This is a genomic window from Actinomadura napierensis (genome assembly GCF_039529375.1).
Taxonomy (GTDB): Bacteria; Actinomycetota; Actinomycetes; order Streptosporangiales; family Streptosporangiaceae; genus Spirillospora; species Spirillospora napierensis.
In genome coordinates this window covers 23880-42357 of the sequence record NZ_BAAAMR010000037.1, presented here as the reverse complement: position 1 = coordinate 42357, position 18478 = coordinate 23880, and the positions used below count along the sequence as shown (strand labels likewise).

22 protein-coding genes are annotated in these 18478 nt (G+C 70.9%); 21 read left to right on the top strand and 1 reads right to left on the bottom strand.

Annotation, left to right across the window (positions count from 1 at the left end):
* Positions 1–4 precede the first annotated feature (4 nt).
* Positions 5–1165 carry an ABC transporter substrate-binding protein gene (locus ABD296_RS21575; protein ID WP_344269843.1) on the bottom strand — a complete coding sequence of 387 codons (1161 nt, stop codon included), beginning with the start codon at positions 1163–1165 and terminating at the stop codon, positions 5–7.
* 199 nt (positions 1166–1364) lie between these two features.
* Between ABD296_RS21575 and ABD296_RS21570 the strand changes: the two genes are divergently transcribed.
* The 21 genes from ABD296_RS21570 (at position 1365) to urtE (ending at position 18460) form a co-directional block, all read left to right on the top strand.
* A complete protein-coding gene (locus tag ABD296_RS21570) occupies positions 1365–2060 on the top strand; it encodes a GntR family transcriptional regulator (RefSeq protein ID WP_344269840.1) in 696 nt (231 codons plus the stop codon).
* A gap of 10 nt (positions 2061–2070) precedes the next feature.
* Positions 2071–3246 (top strand): MFS transporter, encoded by a 1176-nt coding sequence (locus ABD296_RS21565; RefSeq protein ID WP_344269837.1) that lies wholly within the window; start codon positions 2071–2073, stop codon positions 3244–3246.
* Positions 3247–3266: 20 nt separating this feature from the next.
* On the top strand, positions 3267–3737 hold the full coding sequence (rraA, locus tag ABD296_RS21560; protein WP_344269833.1) for a ribonuclease E activity regulator RraA: 471 nt from the start codon (positions 3267–3269) through the stop codon (positions 3735–3737).
* Between the two features lie 610 nt (positions 3738–4347).
* On the top strand, positions 4348–4779 hold the full coding sequence (locus ABD296_RS21555; protein ID WP_344269830.1) for a phage holin family protein: 432 nt from the start codon (positions 4348–4350) through the stop codon (positions 4777–4779).
* Positions 4776–5642, top strand: coding sequence for a DUF3618 domain-containing protein (locus tag ABD296_RS21550; protein ID WP_344269828.1), 867 nt, complete (start codon positions 4776–4778; stop codon positions 5640–5642). Before ABD296_RS21555 ends, ABD296_RS21550 begins: the two co-directional genes overlap by 4 nt.
* A gap of 100 nt (positions 5643–5742) precedes the next feature.
* A complete protein-coding gene (locus ABD296_RS21545) occupies positions 5743–5940 on the top strand; it encodes a DUF4235 domain-containing protein (RefSeq protein WP_344269826.1) in 198 nt (65 codons plus the stop codon).
* Between the two features lie 136 nt (positions 5941–6076).
* Positions 6077–7132 carry a YihY/virulence factor BrkB family protein gene (locus tag ABD296_RS21540; RefSeq protein ID WP_344269823.1) on the top strand — a complete coding sequence of 352 codons (1056 nt, stop codon included), beginning with the start codon at positions 6077–6079 and terminating at the stop codon, positions 7130–7132.
* Between the two features lie 504 nt (positions 7133–7636).
* Positions 7637–7822 carry a YegP family protein gene (locus tag ABD296_RS21535; protein ID WP_344269820.1) on the top strand — a complete coding sequence of 62 codons (186 nt, stop codon included), beginning with the start codon at positions 7637–7639 and terminating at the stop codon, positions 7820–7822.
* 352 nt (positions 7823–8174) lie between these two features.
* A complete protein-coding gene (locus ABD296_RS21530) occupies positions 8175–8426 on the top strand; it encodes a beta-ketoacyl synthase N-terminal-like domain-containing protein (protein WP_344269817.1) in 252 nt (83 codons plus the stop codon).
* Positions 8366–8809 carry a hypothetical protein gene (locus ABD296_RS50635; RefSeq protein ID WP_407061495.1) on the top strand — a complete coding sequence of 148 codons (444 nt, stop codon included), beginning with the start codon at positions 8366–8368 and terminating at the stop codon, positions 8807–8809. Before ABD296_RS21530 ends, ABD296_RS50635 begins: the two co-directional genes overlap by 61 nt.
* Positions 8803–9105: an urease subunit gamma gene (locus ABD296_RS21525; protein WP_151538540.1), complete on the top strand. Its 303-nt coding sequence runs from the start codon at positions 8803–8805 to the stop codon at positions 9103–9105. The genes ABD296_RS50635 and ABD296_RS21525 overlap by 7 nt, the downstream gene beginning before the upstream one ends.
* On the top strand, positions 9102–9431 hold the full coding sequence (locus ABD296_RS21520; protein WP_344269812.1) for an urease subunit beta: 330 nt from the start codon (positions 9102–9104) through the stop codon (positions 9429–9431). Before ABD296_RS21525 ends, ABD296_RS21520 begins: the two co-directional genes overlap by 4 nt.
* Complete coding sequence (locus tag ABD296_RS21515; protein WP_344269810.1) at positions 9424–11148, top strand: urease subunit alpha; 1725 nt, start codon at positions 9424–9426, stop codon at positions 11146–11148. Before ABD296_RS21520 ends, ABD296_RS21515 begins: the two co-directional genes overlap by 8 nt.
* The gene (locus ABD296_RS21510) at positions 11148–11879 is read left to right on the top strand and encodes an urease accessory protein UreF (protein WP_344269808.1); all 732 of its coding nucleotides are present in this window, start codon (positions 11148–11150) and stop codon (positions 11877–11879) included. Before ABD296_RS21515 ends, ABD296_RS21510 begins: the two co-directional genes overlap by 1 nt.
* An 87-nt stretch (positions 11880–11966) precedes the next feature.
* Positions 11967–12674: an urease accessory protein UreG gene (gene ureG, locus ABD296_RS21505; RefSeq protein ID WP_344269805.1), complete on the top strand. Its 708-nt coding sequence runs from the start codon at positions 11967–11969 to the stop codon at positions 12672–12674.
* Positions 12671–13390 (top strand): urease accessory protein UreD, encoded by a 720-nt coding sequence (locus ABD296_RS21500; protein ID WP_344269801.1) that lies wholly within the window; start codon positions 12671–12673, stop codon positions 13388–13390. The genes ureG and ABD296_RS21500 overlap by 4 nt, the downstream gene beginning before the upstream one ends.
* A gap of 195 nt (positions 13391–13585) precedes the next feature.
* On the top strand, positions 13586–14776 hold the full coding sequence (urtA, locus tag ABD296_RS21495; protein ID WP_344269910.1) for an urea ABC transporter substrate-binding protein: 1191 nt from the start codon (positions 13586–13588) through the stop codon (positions 14774–14776).
* A gap of 91 nt (positions 14777–14867) precedes the next feature.
* Entirely contained in the window at positions 14868–15746 is an 879-nt protein-coding gene (gene urtB, locus ABD296_RS21490) for an urea ABC transporter permease subunit UrtB (protein ID WP_344269798.1), read from the top strand.
* 8 nt (positions 15747–15754) lie between these two features.
* A complete protein-coding gene (gene urtC, locus ABD296_RS21485; protein ID WP_344269795.1) occupies positions 15755–16855 on the top strand; it encodes an urea ABC transporter permease subunit UrtC in 1101 nt (366 codons plus the stop codon).
* On the top strand, positions 16852–17670 hold the full coding sequence (gene urtD, locus ABD296_RS21480) for an urea ABC transporter ATP-binding protein UrtD (protein WP_344269792.1): 819 nt from the start codon (positions 16852–16854) through the stop codon (positions 17668–17670). Before urtC ends, urtD begins: the two co-directional genes overlap by 4 nt.
* A gap of 82 nt (positions 17671–17752) precedes the next feature.
* A complete protein-coding gene (gene urtE, locus ABD296_RS21475; protein WP_344269789.1) occupies positions 17753–18460 on the top strand; it encodes an urea ABC transporter ATP-binding subunit UrtE in 708 nt (235 codons plus the stop codon).
* Positions 18461–18478: the final 18 nt, after the last annotated feature.

The window sequence follows — 18478 nt, the reverse complement described above, 5'->3', positions numbered from 1 at the left end:
CGGGTCAGTGCCCGAGCAGGCCGTTCCACCGGGAGACGAAGGCGTTGACCTCCGCGCCCGGGACCTCGGCGTACCTGGCGAAGATCACGTTGCTCTCACCGACCTTGGACACCAGTTCCTGGTAGGTGTGCCGGTCCTTGCGCGTCTCCACGTCGCCGCGGTACGACGTCAGGCCGCCCTCGGCCACCGCGCGCTGGCCCTCCTGCGACATCAGGAAGTCGGCGAACAGCTTGGACGTCGCCGGATGCGGGGCCTTGGCCGCGATGCCGACGCCGCGCGGCAGCACCACGGTGCCGTCCTTGAGGAAGGTGATCTTGAGCAGGCCGCCGCTCTTGGCGGCCACCGGGTAGGCGGGGGCGGCGCTGATGAAGAAGCCGGCCACGTACTCGCCCGAGGTGATCTTCTCCAGCTGGGTGCCCGAGGAGGTCTCCGGCCGCGCCAGCGGCAGGATCTTCTGCAGCGCCGCCCAGGAGCCCGGCCGCGCACTCGTGAAGGCGTGCGAGACGGTGAAGCCGAACGAGCCCTTCACGTCGCGCGTGGTGATCTTGTCGCGGTACTTGCCCTGGTCCTTGGCCACCAGATCGGCGAGACCCTGCAGGGTGTCGGGCTGCTGGTCGATCAGCGTCTTGTTGTAGACGGCCGACAGCGGATCGACCGACATCGCGTACACATTCGGCAGCAGCTGCGCGAACTTCGGCAGCTTCGCCAGTTCAGGTGACTTGTAAGCCATCAGGGCGTTCGGCTTGGCCGCGAACTCGGCCCAGGCCTGCGCGGCGTTGGACACCAGCAGGTCCGCCGGCGAGCCGCTGGTCGCCTGCTCGCTGAGCACCCGCTGGAACACCTCGTCGCTGTCGAGGTTGTTCGCCGAGATCTTCTTCACCCACGGGTACTTCTTCTGGAAGTCGTGGAAGATCGGCGCCCAGTTCTCCTGGTCGGTGTTGGAGTAGATCGTCAGCGTCCCGCCCTCGCCCTTGGACGCGTTGATGACCTGGGCGTAGTCGGCCGGGTAGTACGAGGGGGCCGAGCCGGTCGCCACCACGTTGGCAGGAGGGGCGTCCCCGCCACCGCACGCCGACAGGGACAGGGCGGCCAGCCCCAGGCCGGCGGCCAGGGCGGCGAACGGTGGGCGTCCGCGACCTCGCAACCGGCCGATCAGACCAGACATGAGCTCCTCCTCGGTCCGTGGTGGCGCTCACTTTGGTTCGTTATAACCTATGACGTCAAGGGTCGGGCGGAGATTTTTCGCCTCCGCGGCAGGTTCTAGCAGGTCAGAATGACGCCTCGAGGCCGCCACCCACGGTGGCTTGGCACAGCGCCCACAAGTTCGGTGTAGGTTATAACGGTCATCGACGGATGGGGTGGGCATGGGCGAGCCGGCGGAACTGTTCGAGACGAAGGCCGAGTACGCGTACCGGAGGGTCCGCGAGTTGATCCTCGGCGGACGGCTGGAGCCGGGCGCCGCGATCGCCCAGGCGAGGCTCGCCAAGGAGATCGGCATCAGCACCACGCCGTTGCGCGAGGCGCTGCGCCGGCTCAAGAGCGACGGGCTGGTCGAACTCGACGCGCACCGCGACGCCCGCGTGACGCCGTTGACCGCCGAGGAGGCGCGGGACCTGCTGGAGATCCGCAGGTCACTGGATCCGCTTGCCGCGGCGCTGGCCGCCGAGCGGCGCACCAAGGACGACATCCGCGAGCTGCGCACCGCCATCGAGGGCCTGGAGCCGCTGCCCGGAAGCCCGTCGATCGACCAGCTGGTGGCCCACCGCCGCTTCCACCGCGCGATCTATCTGGCCTCCCACAACGACCTGCTCATCGAGACGCTCGACGGGCTCTGGGACAAGGCCGACCGGTACCGCATGCTGGCGCTGAAGGTCGACCGGGGGCAGGCGGCACGCGACGAGAAGGCGGCCGAGCACCAGCAGCTGCTCGACTGCCTCGTCGCCGGGGACGTCGAGGGCGCGGCCGCGGTGATGCGCGGCCACATCGACACCAGCCTCGGCGCGCAGGCCGCGTGGCGGCTGCGCAAGCCGTCCGACGAGACCCCCGGCGCCCCGGCCTGACGACCGGCCGATGGTCTCCCCGCCCACCCGCCTGACCTGGATCCTGCTCGCGCATTCGGTGGTCACCCAGCTGATCACCTTCGTGCTGCGGCCCACCATGTCCTACCGGGCGCTCGAACTCGGCGTGCCGTCGGCAGGCCTCGGCGCGCTGGCGGCCAGCTTCGCCTTCGCGCCGCTGCTTCTCGCGCTCCCCGCCGGAAACCTCGTCGACCGCGTCGGCGAGCGGCGGGTCATGGTGTTCGGGGCGCTGTGCATGACCGCCTCGAGCCTGGCGTTCGTAGCGCTGGGCGGGCACGTCGCCGGTCTGCTGTGCGGAAGCGTGCTGCTGGGCATCGGGCATCTCGGCTGCGTCGTCGGCCAGCAGGCCCTGGTCGCCAACGCCTCCAGCCGCGCCGCCTACGACACCGCCTTCGGCCGCTACACCTTCGCCGCCTCGCTCGGCCAGGCCGCCGGCCCCGCCCTGATCCTGCTGTTCGGCGGCGGCAGCAGGATCCCCCACACCGGATTGATCTTCGCGTCCTCCCTGGCGGGAGCGATCCTGCTGGTCGCCCTGTCCGCGGCGCTGCCCACCGTGACGCGGCCCAGCCACGCCCCCGCGGCCCGGCACGACGAAGGCGTCGCCGGCCTGCTGCGGCTGCCTGGGCTGCTGCGCGCCCTGACCACCAGCTGCATCGTCCTCTCCGCGGTCGACATCACCCTGGCCTACCTGCCGGCCCTGGGCACGGAACGCGACCTGACATCCGGAACGGTCGGGCTCCTGCTGACCGTCCGCGGCTCCGCGTCGATGATCTCCCGCTCCTTCCTCGGACGCCTCGCGGCCCGCACGGGACGACGGCGCCTCCTGGTCGGCAGCACTCTCGCCGCCGGAGCCGCCATCGCCCTGATGCCGGTCGACCTGCCGCTGTGGACGCTGATCGCGCTCCTGGTCCTCGCCGGGCTCGGGCTCGGCGTCGGTCAACCACTGACCATGTCCTGGCTCGCCGAGGCCGCGCCTCCCGGCCTGCGCGGCCGGGCCATGTCCCTCCGCCTGGCCGGCAACCGGACGGGACAGATCGTCCTGCCCAGCGCGGCGGGTCTCCTGGCAGCGGGCCTGGGCGCCGCCGGCGTGCTCTACGCCACCGGCCTCACGCTCGGCTGGGCCGCCTTCTCCGCCCGCAACCTTCCCATCGACTCCGCATCACCCTGACCCCACCGAGGAGCACCACAATGCACGCCCCCACCGCGGACCTCTATGACCAATACGGGGACGACCTGGCCTCTTGCACTCTCCAGTTCCGGCAATACGGCGCCCGAACCGCATTCCAAGGCGCCGTCACCACCGTCCGCTGCCACGAGGACAACGTCATTCTCAAAAGCGTGCTCGGCGAGCCCGGCACCGGACGCGTCCTGGTCGTCGACGGCGGCGGCTCCCTCGATGCCGCCCTGATGGGCGACATGATCGCCGCACTCGCCGCCGGAAACGGCTGGGCCGGCGTCATCATCAACGGCGCCGTACGTGACACCGCCGTCCTCGGCACGATCGACCTCGGCATCAAGGCGCTAGGAAGCAACCCCAGAAAGAGCACCAAGAACGGCGACGGTGAACGCGACGTTCCGGTCACCTTCGGCGGCGTCACCTTCCACCCCGGCGCCACGCTCTACAGCGACGACGACGGCACCCTGGTCACCCTGTCGTGACATCCGGAACTGGACGCGGTCCGGCTCACCAATGCCTTTGCGGGCGGCGATCACCAGTGAGCGTGGATCGCCAGAGGCGACGGGCCCGCGACGGCCTCCCAGGACACCGACGTGATCGCCGATCGCTGTCAGCGAGTGTGAATCATCACCGGCACTGGGCCGTACGGCGTCTAGGCCTCGGCGTCCTTCCCTGCGACAGATCGAAGCCCGCGGCACGGCCACGCCCTGCACGCCCCACCTGCACGGACGTAATTTTCGGCAGGCACAGGGCTGGGACGCAGCGGCGACTTACGGCTGGGTGCGCGAAGTTGTCTGTCACATCAGATGCCGTTCAATACGCAGTGCCGTGGGGTGCTCAGTTCTCTGCGTGAGAGGAGCCGGGTGACGCGGTGCCACACATTCCAAGCCTATTCGTAGCTCAACCCAATCCTTTGCGGCGAGAGCCGTCACCTGGCGGTGACAGGTAGGTGCGGGGCGTTTAGAGCGGTGGAGCCGGGCACCCCTTACGAGCAACAGGGGCCAGCGCGTCAGCGCGCGCCGAGCACTACCGAAATGGCTGAGAGGAAGGTGAACTGCGATGGATTCACCGCGATCACCAAGCACCCCTGGGGTGTCTGGTGCGTCCTCCGAAGCCGGCGGACCCGGTGCCCAGGAGGCCGGCGCGCAGAACATCGGTGAACTGGTCAGTCAGGCCACGCAGCAGATGTCCGAGCTGGTGCGGGGCGAGATGCGGTTGGCAGTGGCCGAAATGAAGGACAAGGGGCGCCACGCCGGCAAGGGGGCGGGCCTGTTCGGCGGAGCGGGCTTGGTGGCGCTGTACGGGGCAGGGGCCCTGGTCGCCGCGTGCATCGCCGGGCTGGCGGTGGTGATGCCGACCTGGGCCGCCGCGCTGATCGTCGCCGCGGTGCTGCTGGTAGCGGCGGGACTGTTGGCGATGCTCGGACGCAGGGAGACCGGCCAGGCCACGCCGATGGTGCCGGAGAAGGCCGCCGATGACATCAAGCAGGACCTTGCCACGATCAAGGAAAGGGCACATCGATGACCGACGACACCGCGTCGTCCGACACCCGCGGTAACGCCGCAGACGACCGCACCACCACCTCACGCGGTGGCGGTTCCGGCAAGGCGCGCAGTGGCCGCCAGGCGTCTGCCGCGACGGGGACCAAAGCTGCTGCCGCCGAGCCGAAGGACGGTCACGAAACCGGGCAGGACGAATCGCCGGAGGAACTGCAGGCCGGCGTCGAACGCACTCGGCAGGCCTTGGGCGACACCGTTGAGGCCTTGGCGGCCAAAGCCGACGTCCGGACCCGCGCCAAGCAGAAGGCCGAACAGGTCAAGCAGCGAGCTACCGAGACGGTGCAGCAGCGCTGGCACCAGGCGCGTGACGCCGCCGGCGATGTGAAGGTCGGCGCGGTGGCGCGGCAGGCGCAGGACCAAGCCAAGGACAAGACCGCTCGCGTCGCGACCAAGGCACGTGAGGCCTCCGCCTCACCGGACGCGCGCACGGCTGCGCGACGCGGCGCGATCGCGGGCGGAGCGCTGTTGGCCGTCGGGCTGGCGGTCGCTCTGGTCCGTCGCCGCCGCGCCAGGAACGTGCCTTCGCCCACCAAGTGGCAGCGGGTCGCACAGACCGCGCCGCAGATAGCGCAGCAGGCCACTACGCAAGTGCGAGACAAGGCCACCGAGCTGGGCACGGCGGCACAACGAAAGTTCCAGGACAGCGACCTTCCGGCACAGATCGCCGACCGCAGCCGCGAGACCGCGTCCCGGCTGGCCGAGCAGTCGCGCCGCGCCGCCGCCGCCCCGGAAACCCCGCCGCGCCTGCAGGGCGCCGCGGTCACGGCCGCAGTGCTGATGGCGGCCGGCTGGATCCGGCGGCGTCGCACCGCCCGCCAAAGCCGGTGAGCGATTCAGAAGGCGAGTGAGGAAGCCGTCGCGATGAAGCCGGAGTACAAGGCGTTGTCACTGCTGTTCAGCGTGCTCGGCGGGGCTGCTGGCCGGAGCGGTGTTCAAGCAGCTGCGGAAGCTGGCATCAGACCGGCCGGACGCCTCCGACGCCGACGATCCCGACCGCGGTTGGCGCGAAATCCTCATCCCCGCAGCGGTGCAAGGCGCCGTCTTCGCTGCGGTGAAGGCGGCCACCCAGAGGACCCGCGCGCAGGCGTTTCGCGAGGCAACCGGCCACTGGCCCGCCGGGCACTGACCCAGTCTCCGGTCCGGCCCCCGGCTCATCGCAGAGTCCGGGGCCGGACCGGGGCGTCAGTGTAATCGCGGTCGTGGTCGGTCCGGCCGTCCGAAAACCGACCAGAACAATCGAAGAAGGCGGACCGAGGCGCAGCATGACCCAGCACCGCCGCACGGGCGGCAAGCCGCACGACCCCCAGCACGACACCTCCGGCCGGGCGCGTGGAGACCGGCCCACATCGGACGCGTCGGCCAAGGCGCCGGACGCACCGAGCGATCTAGCACCGCGCTCGTGGTGGGGCGCGGTCAAGCGCACCGTCGGAGAGTTCGGCGACGACAACATCGGCGACTGGGCGGCCGCGCTCACCTACTACAGCGTCCTGTCGATCTTCCCTGCGATGCTGGTGATCGTGTCGCTGGTCGGGCTCGGCGGGAAATCGCTGACCCAGGACCTGATCACCAACCTCGGGGACATCGCCCCCGGCTCGGTCAAGCAGATCCTGGTGAACGCCCTGACCGAACTGCAGAAGGGACGCGGCGGCGCGAGCCTGGTCGCGGCGCTGAGCCTGGCGGCCGCCATCTGGTCGGCGTCCGGCTACGTCGGCGCGTTCATGCGCGCCTCCAACGCCGTCTACGACGTCCCCGAGGGCCGTCCGATCTGGAAGACACTGCCGCTGCGCATCTCGATCACGGTGGTGACGCTGGTGCTCTTGGCCGCCTCGGCGATCGCCGTCGTGGTCTCCGGTCCGCTGGCGCACCAGATCGGCGACATGATCGGCTTCGGTTCGGCCGCGGTGACCGCCTACAACATCGCCAAATGGCCGCTCATGCTGTTGGTCATCAACTTCCTGTTCGCGCTGCTGTACTGGGCGGCCCCCAACGCCAAGCAAGGCTTCCGGTGGGTGACCCCCGGCGGAATCCTCGCCCTGGTCCTCTGGATGGTCGCCTCCGCGGCCTTCGCGTTCTACGTGGCCAACTTCAGCTCCTACAACAAGACCTACGGCAGCCTCGCCGGTGTGATCATCTTCCTGGTCTGGGTTTGGATCACCAACATCGCGATCCTGCTCGGCGCGGAACTCAACGCCGAACTCGAACGCGGCCGCGCCATCGCCACCGGCGCGCCGGAGAACCAGGAGCCCTACGTCGAACCCCGCGACACCCGCAAATTCGACGAGGAAGATCTGCGCGCCAACGACCTCGACGACCATTAAGGCACGCCTTGCAGGAGCGGATCCCAAGGACGGCCGACTACCACGGCATGATGGCGCCACCAGCGTGACCTGCGGCCCCTCGGTCGGCCACGCCCGTGCCGTGGCCCACTCCGATGCCAGTGCCGGGAATGGCGCCGATGCGGGACGGGCAGTTCGACACCCGAGGGGCTTCATCGACAACAGGGGTCGCTCCAGCCATTGGATCGTCCGATGGGCTACTGGTGTCCCTGCCGCTTGGTGCCGGGGTATCGGTGCTGGGTCACCTCTGTGGGACAGGTGACACATGGCGGAAGGCTCGGATGCGTAGGAAGCGGTGCCGACGAGTGCCCTGTGCACGTTGAAGTGCACGGAGAACTTCATGGCCGCTGACCTGCAGTCTTGCGCATCCGACGAGTTTGTTGGCGAGACCGATGCGTAAGGGACGTTTTCTGGGGCAGCATCCGCCGCGATCATAGGCGTGCTCATGGGATGCGCGCGCTCGGCTTGGTGCGGAAAGGAGCGGTGATGGCCGGCAAGTTTCAGCTGAAGAAGGGCAGCACCGGTAAGTTCCATTTCAATCTGGTCGCCACCAACGGTCAGGTGATCGCCACCAGCGAGAGTTATGAGAGCAAGGCCTCGGCGTTGAAGGGCATCGAGTCGGTGCGCAAGAACGCTCCCGAGGCGGAACTGGACGACCAGACCGGTAGTTGATCCGCCGCATCCGACGCGAAACCCGGCATACCCCCAACCCACTGCGCGACGTCGTCCACAGCAGCGGCACGATGTGGCTCAGGTGGGAGCGCATGTCGATCACCCCCTGATGTGCTGGGTGACCGGTCACCCATCGGCGCGGCTGGATCAGTAGATGCCACGGCTGCCGCGTGCATCCAATCACCTGCACGTCGCCACCCGCCGGCTGCCCCGTGGTCACTCCAGGTCGAGGCCTTCGGACACGTCCGCCGTGCGCAGCCCCGCGTGGAGGCGTACGGCCCGGACGGCTCGGCGGAACCGGCCGCGTCCACGCCGCGGCCTTCACCGCCACCTCCGCCGGCAGGATCGGTGTGTGAGCAACGCGTGCTCGGCGTCGCTGTACGCGCTGGCTCTGGCCGACGACCTGCTCAGGTTGGGCCGCGCCGACACGGTCGTCGTCGCCGGCGTCGACACGATCACCGAGAGCATGTTCGCCTCGCTCGATACGGCGCAGCCGTCGATCGATGCGTTGAGGCCGTTCGATGCCCGCATAACTGCGTTCTCATGGGCGACGGGGTGGCGGCGGTCATCCTGCGGCGCGTCGACCGCGGTACCGTGGTCGTGACCGGCTCAGCATGGTCGCGCGGCGTCGGGATCAACTGCGACGCGCACCATGTGACCGCTCCGGATCCGAGCGGCGTCGCCGCGGCCATGCACGACGTGCACGAAAGAGCGGGGGTACCGCCCGAAGCGATCGATCTGGTGGTCGCGCCCGGGACGGGCGCCGCGCTCAACGACACCGCCGGGCCGACAGGTAATCGTGCGGCGGTCGATCGCCGCCTTTCAAAGGTTCTGACCTTTTCCAGTACGGGTCCGGGAATGGCGCTATTCCGTCCTTGCGGAGGATGGCTCGGGTCTCCCTGTGCCGAGCACGTTAATTCGTTGTTACATCCGCAATTCGCCTGGCGTCGTGTTCCCTTCCGGCCAGTAGGGTCCGGAGCGTGCTGATCAGCCCACATGAGCAGGAGCGCCTGCTGCTGCACGTCGCCGCGTCGGTCGCGCAGGGGCGCCGCGCTCGCGGCCTGCGGCTCAACCATCCGGAGGCGACCGCGGTCATCGCGGTCCACGTGCTGGAGGGCGCGAGGGACGGGCGGTCGGTCGCCGAGTTGATGGAGTCCGGCCGGACGGTGCTGACACGGGAGGACGTCATGGAAGGCATTCCCGAGATGCTCGATTCGGTGCAGGTCGAGGCGACGTTCCCCGACGGCACCAAGCTCGTCACCGTCCACCGGCCGATCCCGTGAGCGGGCGTCCCCTCGTTCCGGGCGAGGTCGTCCCGGGTGACGGGCCACCGGTCGCCCTCAATCCCGGCCGGCCGCGCACGGCCGTCACGGTCGTCAACACCGGCGACCGGCCCGTCCAGGTCGGGTCGCATTATCACTTCGCGGTGGCGAATCCGGCGCTGGAGTTCGATCGGTCCGCGGCATGGGGACGGCGGCTCGACGTCCCGGCGGGCACGTCGGTGCGGTTCGAGCCCGGTCTGACCCGGGAGGTCGCGCTGGTGCCGCTGGCCGGGAACCGGGTGGTGCCGGGTCTGCGGGCGGAGCAGGCCGGAGCGCTGGATGGCTGACCTGTCGCGGGCCCGGTACGCGCAACTGTACGGCCCCACGGCCGGAGACCGGATTCGGCTGGCCGACACCGACCTGTTCATCGAGGTGACCGAGGACCGGAGCCGCGGCGCCGGAGCCGGCGACGAGGTGGTCTTCGGGGGCGGCAAGGTGATCCGCGAGTCGATGGGGCAGGCGCGCACCACGCGCGCGGACGGCGCCCTCGACCTGGTCGTCACCGGGGCCGTGGTGCTCGACCACTGGGGCGTCGTCAAGGCCGACGTCGGGATCCGCGACGGCAGGATCGTCGCGCTCGGCAAGGCCGGCAACCCCGACACGATGGACGGCGTCCACCCGGGCCTGGTGATCGGGCCGTCCACCGAGGTGCTGGCGGGCAACGGCCGCATCCTGACCGCCGGGGCGGTCGACTCCCACGTCCACCTCATCTGCCCTCAGCTGCTGGAGGAGGCGCTCGGCGCCGGGGTCACGACCGTGATCGGCGGCGGGACCGGCCCGGCCGAGGGGACGAAGGCCACGACCGTGACCGGTGCCTGGTACCTGGCCCGGATGCTGGAGTCGCTCGACTCGTGGCCGGTGAACGTCGCGCTCCTCGGCAAGGGCAACACGGTCGGCGAGGAGGCGCTGTGGGAGCAGCTGCGCGCCGGAGCGTCCGGCTTCAAGCTGCATGAGGACTGGGGTTCGACCCCGGCGGCCATCGACGCCTGCCTGCGGGTCGCGGACGCGTCCGGGGTCCAGGTCGCTCTGCACTCCGACACCCTGAACGAGGCGGGGTACGTCGAGTCGACGCTCGGCGCCATCGCCGGCCGGTCGATCCACGCCTACCACACCGAGGGCGCGGGCGGCGGGCACGCGCCCGACATCATCACCATCGCCGCGCACCCCAACGTGCTGCCCTCCTCCACCAACCCGACCCGGCCGCACACCGTCAACACCCTCGACGAGCACCTCGACATGCTCATGGTGTGCCACCACCTCGACCCGTCGGTGCCCGAGGACCTGGCCTTCGCCGAGTCGCGCATCCGGCCGACCACCATGGCCGCCGAGGACGTCCTGCACGACCTCGGGGCGATCGCGATGATCGGGTCGGACTCGCAGGCCATGGGACGGATCGGCGAGACGGTGATCCGCACCTGGCAGACCGCGCATGTCATGAAGCTCCGCCGCGGCTCCCCGGGCGGGGGCGGAGGGGCGGAGCCGGCCGACAACCTGCGGGCCCGCCGCTACGTCGCCAAGTACACGATCAACCCGGCCATCGCGCACGGACTCGACGGCGAGGTCGGCTCGGTGGAGCCGGGCAAGCTCGCCGACCTGGTGCTGTGGCATCCCGCCTTCTTCGGCGTCCGCCCGCAGGCGGTCCTCAAGGGCGGGGTCATCGCCTGGGCGGCGATGGGCGACGCCAACGCGTCGATCCCCACGCCGCAGCCGGTGCTGCCCCGGCCGATGTTCGGTGCCGCGCCGCGCACCGCCGCCGCCACCTCGGTGCATTTCGTGGCCCCCGCCGCCATCGAAGCGGGCCTGGCCGGCCGGCTCGCGGTCGACCGCGCTCTGGTGCCGGTCAAGGACGTCCGGCTGGTGGGCAAGGCGGACATGGTGCTGAACGACGCGCTCCCCCGGATCGACGTCGACCCGGACACCTTCACGGTGTCGATCGACGGCGACGACGTCGAGCCCTCCCCCGCGACCGAGCTGCCGATGGCGCAGCGCTACTTCCTGTTCTGATGGCCCTGCCGGCATCGCTGCTGCTCCTCGCCGACTCGCGGCTCCCGGCGGGCGGCCACGCCCACTCCGGCGGGCTGGAACCGGCGGCGGAGGCCAGCGCGGTTACCGACCTCCCGACGCTCACGGCCTTCCTGCGCGGACGCCTCGCCACCACCGGGCTGGTCGCCGCCGCCCTTTCGGCCGCCGCCTGCGCCCACGCGGCCCGCGCCGTGGACGGAGCGGCGCGTGCGCGAGAAGAACCCGGTGGGGACGGCGGCCTCGGCGGGCACGAGGCATGGCCGGTGCTCGACGCCGAAGCCGACGCCAGGATGCCGTCGCCCGCCGGACGCCGGGCCTCCCGGGCCCAGGGCCGGTCGCTGCTGCGCGCCGTCCGCGGAATGTCGCCGCACCCGGTGCTGGACGTCCTCGCGGCCTTCTCCGCTCCGCACCACCCGCTCGTTCTCGGCGCCGCCGTCGCCGTCACCGGAGGCTCCCCCGCGGACGCCGCCTCGATCGGCGCGTACGGGGCGGTCACCGGTCCCGCGTCCGCGGCCGTGCGCCTGCTCGGACTCGACCCGCTGGCCGTGCACCGCGCGCTCGCGGACCTGGTTCCGCACGTGGACGCGGTCGCCGCCGAGGCCGCCGGACACGCGCGCGCTGATCCCCGGGAGCTTCCGGCCGCTTCGGCGCCCGCCCTCGACGTCTTCGCCGAACTGCACCTCCAGGCGAACCTGCGCCTGTTCGAATCCTGACCCCGCGGCACAGACGACCCCCCACGGCCACGACGAGCAGCACGGCGATCGTCCCGACCGGGACGCGCCGCCAGAGAGGACGCCACGATGGGCGCGAACCACGATCACGATCCCCACCCGGCGCCGCCGGCCCGCGGGCGGGCCCTGCGGCTGGGCGTCGGCGGTCCGGTCGGCAGCGGCAAGACCGCGCTGGTGGCGGCGCTGTGCCGGACGCTCCGCGACGACCTCCGCCTCGCCGTGGTGACCAACGACATCTACACGACCGAGGACGCCGACTTCCTGCGGCGCAACGCGGTGCTGTCGGACGACCGGATCGCCGCCGTCCGGACCGGATGCTGCCCGCACACGGCCATCCGCGACGACATCTCCGCCAACCTCGACGCCGTCGAGTCGCTGGAGCGGCGGCACGCGCCGCTCGACCTCGTCATCGTGGAGAGCGGCGGCGACAACCTCACCGCGACGTTCAGCCGGGGGCTCGTCGACCGGCAGATCTTCGTCCTCGACGTCTCCGGCGGCGACAAGGTCCCGCGCAAAGGGGGGCCCGGGGTGAGCGGCGCGGACCTGCTGGTCGTCAACAAGACCGACCTGGCCCCGCTCGTCGGCGCCGACCTGGGCGTGATGGACCGCGACGCGGCGCAGGTGCGCCGCGGAAAGCCGGTGATCTTCAGTTCGCTGCGCGAGCGGCCCGGTGCTCCGGAAGTGACCGGCTGGGTCCGGTCCGTGCTCGCCGAGACGCACGAGGCCCGGTCCGCGGCGGGCGCCGCGCGGCCGGCGGTCGCGCCCGGGGCTCCGTGACCCGGCACTACACGGCGCGCGCCGCCGTCCACGTCGGACTCGGCGCCGACGGCCGGACCCGGCTGGCGACGCTGCGCTCCGACGGCCCGTACGCGCCGCGCGCCGCCCCGGACGCCGTCTACCTGGTCGGGGCCGCCGCGGGACCCCTCGGAGGGGACGAACTGCACCTCGAGCTGGACGTCGCGGCGGGCGCCGCCCTGGCCGTCCGGTCCGTCGCGAGCGCGCTGCTGCTCCCCGGCGACGGCGAGTCCGGAGCGTACGTGCGGGCCGCGGTCGGACCGGGCGGGCACCTGGACCTCGCCTTCGAGCCGGCGGTCGCGACGGCGGGCTGCCACCACCGTTCGGTCACCGAGATCACGCTCGCGGACGGCGCCACCCTGCGGTGGCGCGAGGAGCTCGTCCTGGGCCGGCACGGCGAACACGCGGGCCGCTACACGGCCCGCGTCGACGTCACCCGCGGCGGCGACCCGGTCCTGCGGCATGAGCTGCGGCTGCCCGACCGCACGCTCCACACCAGCGGCGCGGTCCTGGGCGGCGCACGCTGCACCGGAAGCGTACTGCTCGTCGGTCCCGGACTGGCGAAGGAGCCCCATGCCGCCGAAGGCCTCGCGGTCATGCCGCTCGCGGGACCGGGGGTTCTGGTCACCGCGCTCGCGGCCGACTCCGCGGCGCTCCGCCGCCGGCTCGTCCACGGCGAGAGTCTCGCGAGCGGCTGAGAACACCGGGCCCCACCGGGCGGGCCCCGCCGGTGAGGTTCAGTTGACGCACCGGATACAGAGCAGAATTACCGAGGACACAGCTCGCGGCTTGCATTATCCCGAATCACACGGTGGGCGATCCGCCGACCGGTTTCGGGGCCTGTCCGCAAGGAGTGGTACGTGCTCAGGAAATCTCTGCCGGTATTGGCCTCCATGGCCGCCGCGACGCTGCTGTCCCTCGCCGCCTGCGGCGAGTCGGAATCCTCGGGCGGAACGGCGGCGGCGAGCGGGAACACCATCAAGGTCGGTGTCCTGCACTCGCTGAGCGGGACCATGGCCATCAGCGAGGTCACCGTCAAGAATTCCGAGCTGATGGCGATCGACGAGATCAACGCCGCCGGCGGAGTCCTCGGCAAGAGGCTCCAGCCGGTCGTCGAGGACGGCGCCTCCGACTGGCCCACCTTCGCCGAGAAGGCCCAGAAGCTCATCCGCAAGGACCGGGTCGCGACCGTCTTCGGCGGCTGGACGTCGGCCAGCCGCAAGGCGATGCTGCCCGTCTTCGAGCGCAACAAGGCACTGCTGTGGTATCCGGTGCAATACGAGGGCCTGGAAAGCTCGCCGTACATCTATTACACCGGCGCGACCACGAACCAGCAGATCGTCCCGGCCCTGGACTACCTGAAGGAGAAGGGCAAGAAGAAGATATTCCTCGTCGGCAGCGACTACGTCTTCCCGCGCACCGCGAACAAGGAGATCAAGGCCTACGCCAAGGCCAATGGCATGACCATTATCGGCGAAGAGTACACCCCGTTGGGGGCGACGGAGTACAGCACGCTCGTCAACAAGGTCATGCAGGCGAAGCCGGACGCGGTCTTCAATACCCTCAACGGCGACAGCAATGTCGCGTTCTTCAAACAGCTCAAGAGCGCCGGCGCGACGGCCTCCTCCCTTCCGGTGATGTCGGTGAGCATCGCCGAAGAGGAGGTCAAGGGCATCGGAGTGGACAACATCGCGGGCCAGCTCGTCGCCTGGAACTACTACATGACGACCCCGGGAAAGACCAACGAGGCGTTCGTGAAGGCCTTCAAGGCCAAGTACGGCGCGGACAAGGTGACCTCCGACCCGATGGAGGCGGGCTACAACGCCGTCAAGCTGTGGGCGGCGGCCGTCCAGAAGGCCGGGACGACCGAGGTCGAGGCGGTGAAGAAGGCCGCGGGCGGCATCTCCCTCGACCTGCCGGAAGGCAAGGTGACGATCGACGGCGCCAACCACCACATGTACAAGACCGCCCGCATCGGCGTGATCCAGCCCGACGGCACGATCAAGGAAGCGTGGGATTCGGGCAAGCCGATCGCACCGGACCCGTACCTCAAGAGCTACCCGTGGGCCGCAGGCCTGTCCTGACCCGTCCCGCCGCCGTCATCGGGCAGGCCCGGCCGGTCCGATGACGGCGCGGCCCCGACGAACCCGTCGACCAAGGGCACCGAGGAGTCGCATGGAAGCCCTGCTCAGCCAGTTGCCGATCGGCCTCAGCATCGCAGCCGTCCTGATGCTGGTGGCCCTCGGCCTGACCTTCACCTTCGGCCAGATGGGCGTGATCAACATGGCCCACGGCGAGTTCATGATGGCCGGCGCCTACACGGCGTACGTCCTTCAGGACTGGACCGGAAGGGAGGCGGTCCTTGCGGCGCTCCCTGTCGCCTTCGCCGTCGCCGGCGCGATGGGCCTGGTCCTGGAGCGGGCGGCCATCCGCCGCTTCTACGGCCGGCCGCTCGACACCCTGCTGCTCACCTGGGGGGTCAGCCTCGTCCTCCAGCAGATCGCGCGCGACATCTTCGGCGCGCCCAACGTCCAGGTGCGCGCCCCCGGCTGGCTGGACGGCGGCGTCCGGATGTTCGGGTCGCAGCTGCCCTACACGCGGCTGTTCATCATCGTCCTCGCCGCGGTCTCGGCGCTCGCGATCTGGGCGTACCAGAACGGGACGCGGCAGGGCCGGCGGATGCGGTCGGTGATGCAGAACCGCCGGCTCGCCGCGTGCAGCGGCATCGACACCGGACGGGTCGACCGGCTCACCTTCTTCATCGGGTCCGGCCTCGCCGGGATCGCGGGCGTCGCGCTGACGCTGATCGGCCCGATCGGCCCCAACCTCGGCACCTACTACATCGTCGACGCCTTCCTGGTCGTGGTCGCCGGCGGCCTCGGCCGGCTCCGCGGCGCGGTCATCGCCGCGCTGGCCCTCGGCCTGCTGGACTCCTACGCCGAGTTCTGGACCGACGCCAGCCTGGCCAAGGTGATCGGCTTCGCGGCGATCGTGGTGTTCCTGCAGGCACGCCCGCAGGGCCTGTTCGTCCTGCGCAGCCGGGCGCTGACATGACCGCCCGGATGCGCGGACCCGCGCTCTTCACGGCCGTCGCGCTGCTGGTCCTCGTGGTCGCGCCGGCCGTCCTGGACCCGTTCCGGCTGGGCCTGCTCGCCAAGTACCTGTGCTTCGCGATCGCCGCGCTCGGCATCGGGCTCGCCTGGGGCCAGGGCGGCATGCTCACCCTCGGACAGGGCGTGTTCTTCGGGCTCGGCGGCTACTCGATGGCGATGTACCTCAAGCTCCACGACGCCGGCCCGGGCAACCTCCCCGACTTCATGGTCTGGAGCGGCGTGGAGCGGTTGCCGCCGCTGTGGAAGCCCTTCTCCAGTCCCGTGTTCGCCATCGCCGCCGCGGTGATCGTGCCCGCCGCCGCGGCCGCGCTGCTGGGACTTCTGGTGTTCCGCCAGCGCGTGCGCGGCGCCTACTTCGCCATCCTCAGCCAGGCGTTGGCGGCCGCCTTCACGATCTGGCTCGTCGGACAACAGGGCCTCACCGGCGGCACCAACGGGCTCACCCACTTCTACGACGTCTTCGGCCGGGACCCGGAGACCGACGGCGCCAAACGCGTCTTCTACTTCGTGGTGGCCCTCATGCTGGGCGGCCTGTACCTCCTGGCCCACCAGCTGATGAAGAGCCGCTTCGGCCGGCTGCTGGTCGCGGTGCGCGACGGCGAGGACCGGGTCCGGTTCCTCGGCTACGACCCCGCCACCGTCAAGACCGTGGCCTTCGCCGTCTCCGCCGCCATGGCGGGCATCGCCGGCGCCCTGTACGTGCCGGTCGTCGGCATCATCTCGCCCTCGCTGCTCGGCGTCGTCCCGTCCATCGAACTCGTGGTCGCGGTCGCCATCGGCGGACGGTTCTCGCTGGCCGGGGCGGCCCTCGGCGGAGTCCTGCTGAACTGGGCGCACACCACCTTCAGCGAGCAGTACCCGAGCGGCTGGGTCTACCTGCAGGGCCTGATGTTCATCCTGGTGATCATGGCGGCACCCGGCGGCGTCGCCGGTGCCGCCCGCTGGGCCGGCGAGGCGATCGCACGGCGCCGGACGGGCCCCGGACCGTCCTCCGTCCCGGAACCGGCGGGGTCCACCGCGCACGGCCAGAAGGAGGTGGCCGCTCCATGACTCCTCCCTTCCCTCCCGCCGATGCCGCCGAAGCGCCCGCGTCGGGCGCCCCCGCCGAGGCGGCGGCCCCCGCCCTCCTGGAGATCCGCGGGCTGGAGGTCGTCTTCGGCGGGTTCCGCGCCCTCACCGGCGTCGATCTCACCGTGCGGCAGGGCGAGCTCCGCTTCCTGATCGGGCCCAACGGGGCCGGGAAGACCACGCTGATCGACGTCATCACCGGCCTGACCCGGCCGGCGAGCGGATCGGTGGGCTTCGCCGGCACCTCCCTGCTGGGACGGCGGGAGCATCGGATCGTGCGGCTCGGAATCGGCCGGACGTTCCAGACCTCCGTGGTCTTCGAGGAACTCACCGTCGCCGAGAACATCGATCTCGCCGCCTGCTTCCGCCGCCCGCTGGCGACCCTCCTCCGGCAGCGGCGCGGTACGTCCGAGGCCGTCGCGACCGCGCTGGAGCGGACCGGGCTGACCGACGTCGCGGAGCGGCCCGCCGGAGTGCTGTCGCACGGCCAGCGGCAGTGGCTGGAGATCGGCATGCTGATCGCGCAGCGGCCCCGGTTGCTGCTGCTCGACGAACCCGTGGCGGGCATGAGCCGCGGCGAACGCGAGCGGACGGGCGAGTTGCTCGTCGAGATCGCGAAGGACCACACGGTCGTCGTCGTCGAGCACGACATGGAGTTCCTCCGGCGGTACGCGTCCCAGGTGACCGTCCTGCACGAGGGAAGCGTGCTCATGGAAGGGGACGTCGCCGCGGTCCAGGCCGACCCCCGCGTCCAGGAGGTCTATCTCGGCCGCCCGAGAGACGGGAAGGCGCCATGAGCGGCGTAAGCGGCGTGAGCCGGAAGGAGCGGGCGCCGCTCCAGGCGGCGGGCGGCGGCCTCAGCACGAACGGGGAGACGGCATGGCCGAGATGATGCTCCAGGTCAGCGGACTGCAGGCCGCGTACGGGCGGTCGCACGTGCTGTTCGGGGTGGACCTGACGGTACGACCGGGCGAACTCGTCACCGTCATGGGCCGCAACGGAGTCGGGAAGACCACCCTGCTCAACTCGATCATGGGCCTCCTCCCCCCGGCGGCCGGCACGGTCACCTTCGACGGCACCGACGTGACACGGATGCGAACCTTCCGGCGAGTCCGCTCGGGCATGGGCTACGTGCCGCAAGGGCACGAGACGTTCCCGCAGCTCACCGTCTGGGAGAACCTCCAGGTGACCCTGGAGGCCACCGGGCGGGCCGACCGGACCGCCATCGACGACGCCCTGGAGGTCTTCCCACGGCTGACCGGGCTACTGAAACGCCGGGCCGGTTTCCTGTCGGGCGGGCAGCAGCAGCAACTCGCGATCGCCCGCGCCCTGGTGACCCGGCCACGCCTCCTCATCCTCGACGAGCCGACCGAGGGCGTCCAGCCGTCGATCATCCGCGAGATCGAGGAGGCCATCGACGGACTCCACAGGGACCGCGGCCTCGCGGTCCTGCTCGTCGAACAGTACTTCGACCTGGCCCTCCGCCTGGCCGACGCCTTCGTGATCCTCGACGGCGGCGCGGTCCGGCACTCCGGAACGGCCGCCGACCTGCACACCGACGAGGTCAAGGACCTTCTCGCCGTCTGAACGGGCACGGGACAACAA

What these genes read in the sequence shown, in the direction of transcription:
- urtD (WP_344269792.1), top strand. Translation starts at nt 16,852, where the DNA reads ATGACTCCTCCCTTCCCTCCCGCCGATGCCGCCGAAGCGCCCGCGTCG.
- ABD296_RS21535 (WP_344269820.1), top strand. Translation starts at nt 7,637, where the DNA reads ATGGCCGGCAAGTTTCAGCTGAAGAAGGGCAGCACCGGTAAGTTCCAT.
- urtE (WP_344269789.1), top strand. Translation starts at nt 17,753, where the DNA reads ATGGCCGAGATGATGCTCCAGGTCAGCGGACTGCAGGCCGCGTACGGG.
- urtC (WP_344269795.1), top strand. Translation starts at nt 15,755, where the DNA reads ATGCGCGGACCCGCGCTCTTCACGGCCGTCGCGCTGCTGGTCCTCGTG.
- urtA (WP_344269910.1), top strand. Translation starts at nt 13,586, where the DNA reads ATGGCCGCCGCGACGCTGCTGTCCCTCGCCGCCTGCGGCGAGTCGGAA.
- ureG (WP_344269805.1), top strand. Translation starts at nt 11,967, where the DNA reads ATGGGCGCGAACCACGATCACGATCCCCACCCGGCGCCGCCGGCCCGC.
- ABD296_RS21565 (WP_344269837.1), top strand. Translation starts at nt 2,071, where the DNA reads ATGGTCTCCCCGCCCACCCGCCTGACCTGGATCCTGCTCGCGCATTCG.
- ABD296_RS21575 (WP_344269843.1), bottom strand. Translation starts at nt 1,165, where the DNA reads ATGTCTGGTCTGATCGGCCGGTTGCGAGGTCGCGGACGCCCACCGTTC.
- ABD296_RS21515 (WP_344269810.1), top strand. Translation starts at nt 9,424, where the DNA reads ATGGCTGACCTGTCGCGGGCCCGGTACGCGCAACTGTACGGCCCCACG.
- ABD296_RS21510 (WP_344269808.1), top strand. Translation starts at nt 11,148, where the DNA reads ATGGCCCTGCCGGCATCGCTGCTGCTCCTCGCCGACTCGCGGCTCCCG.
- urtB (WP_344269798.1), top strand. Translation starts at nt 14,868, where the DNA reads ATGGAAGCCCTGCTCAGCCAGTTGCCGATCGGCCTCAGCATCGCAGCC.
- ABD296_RS21540 (WP_344269823.1), top strand. Translation starts at nt 6,077, where the DNA reads ATGACCCAGCACCGCCGCACGGGCGGCAAGCCGCACGACCCCCAGCAC.
- ABD296_RS50635 (WP_407061495.1), top strand. Translation starts at nt 8,366, where the DNA reads ATGGGCGACGGGGTGGCGGCGGTCATCCTGCGGCGCGTCGACCGCGGT.
- ABD296_RS21550 (WP_344269828.1), top strand. Translation starts at nt 4,776, where the DNA reads ATGACCGACGACACCGCGTCGTCCGACACCCGCGGTAACGCCGCAGAC.
- rraA (WP_344269833.1), top strand. Translation starts at nt 3,267, where the DNA reads ATGCACGCCCCCACCGCGGACCTCTATGACCAATACGGGGACGACCTG.
- ABD296_RS21570 (WP_344269840.1), top strand. Translation starts at nt 1,365, where the DNA reads ATGGGCGAGCCGGCGGAACTGTTCGAGACGAAGGCCGAGTACGCGTAC.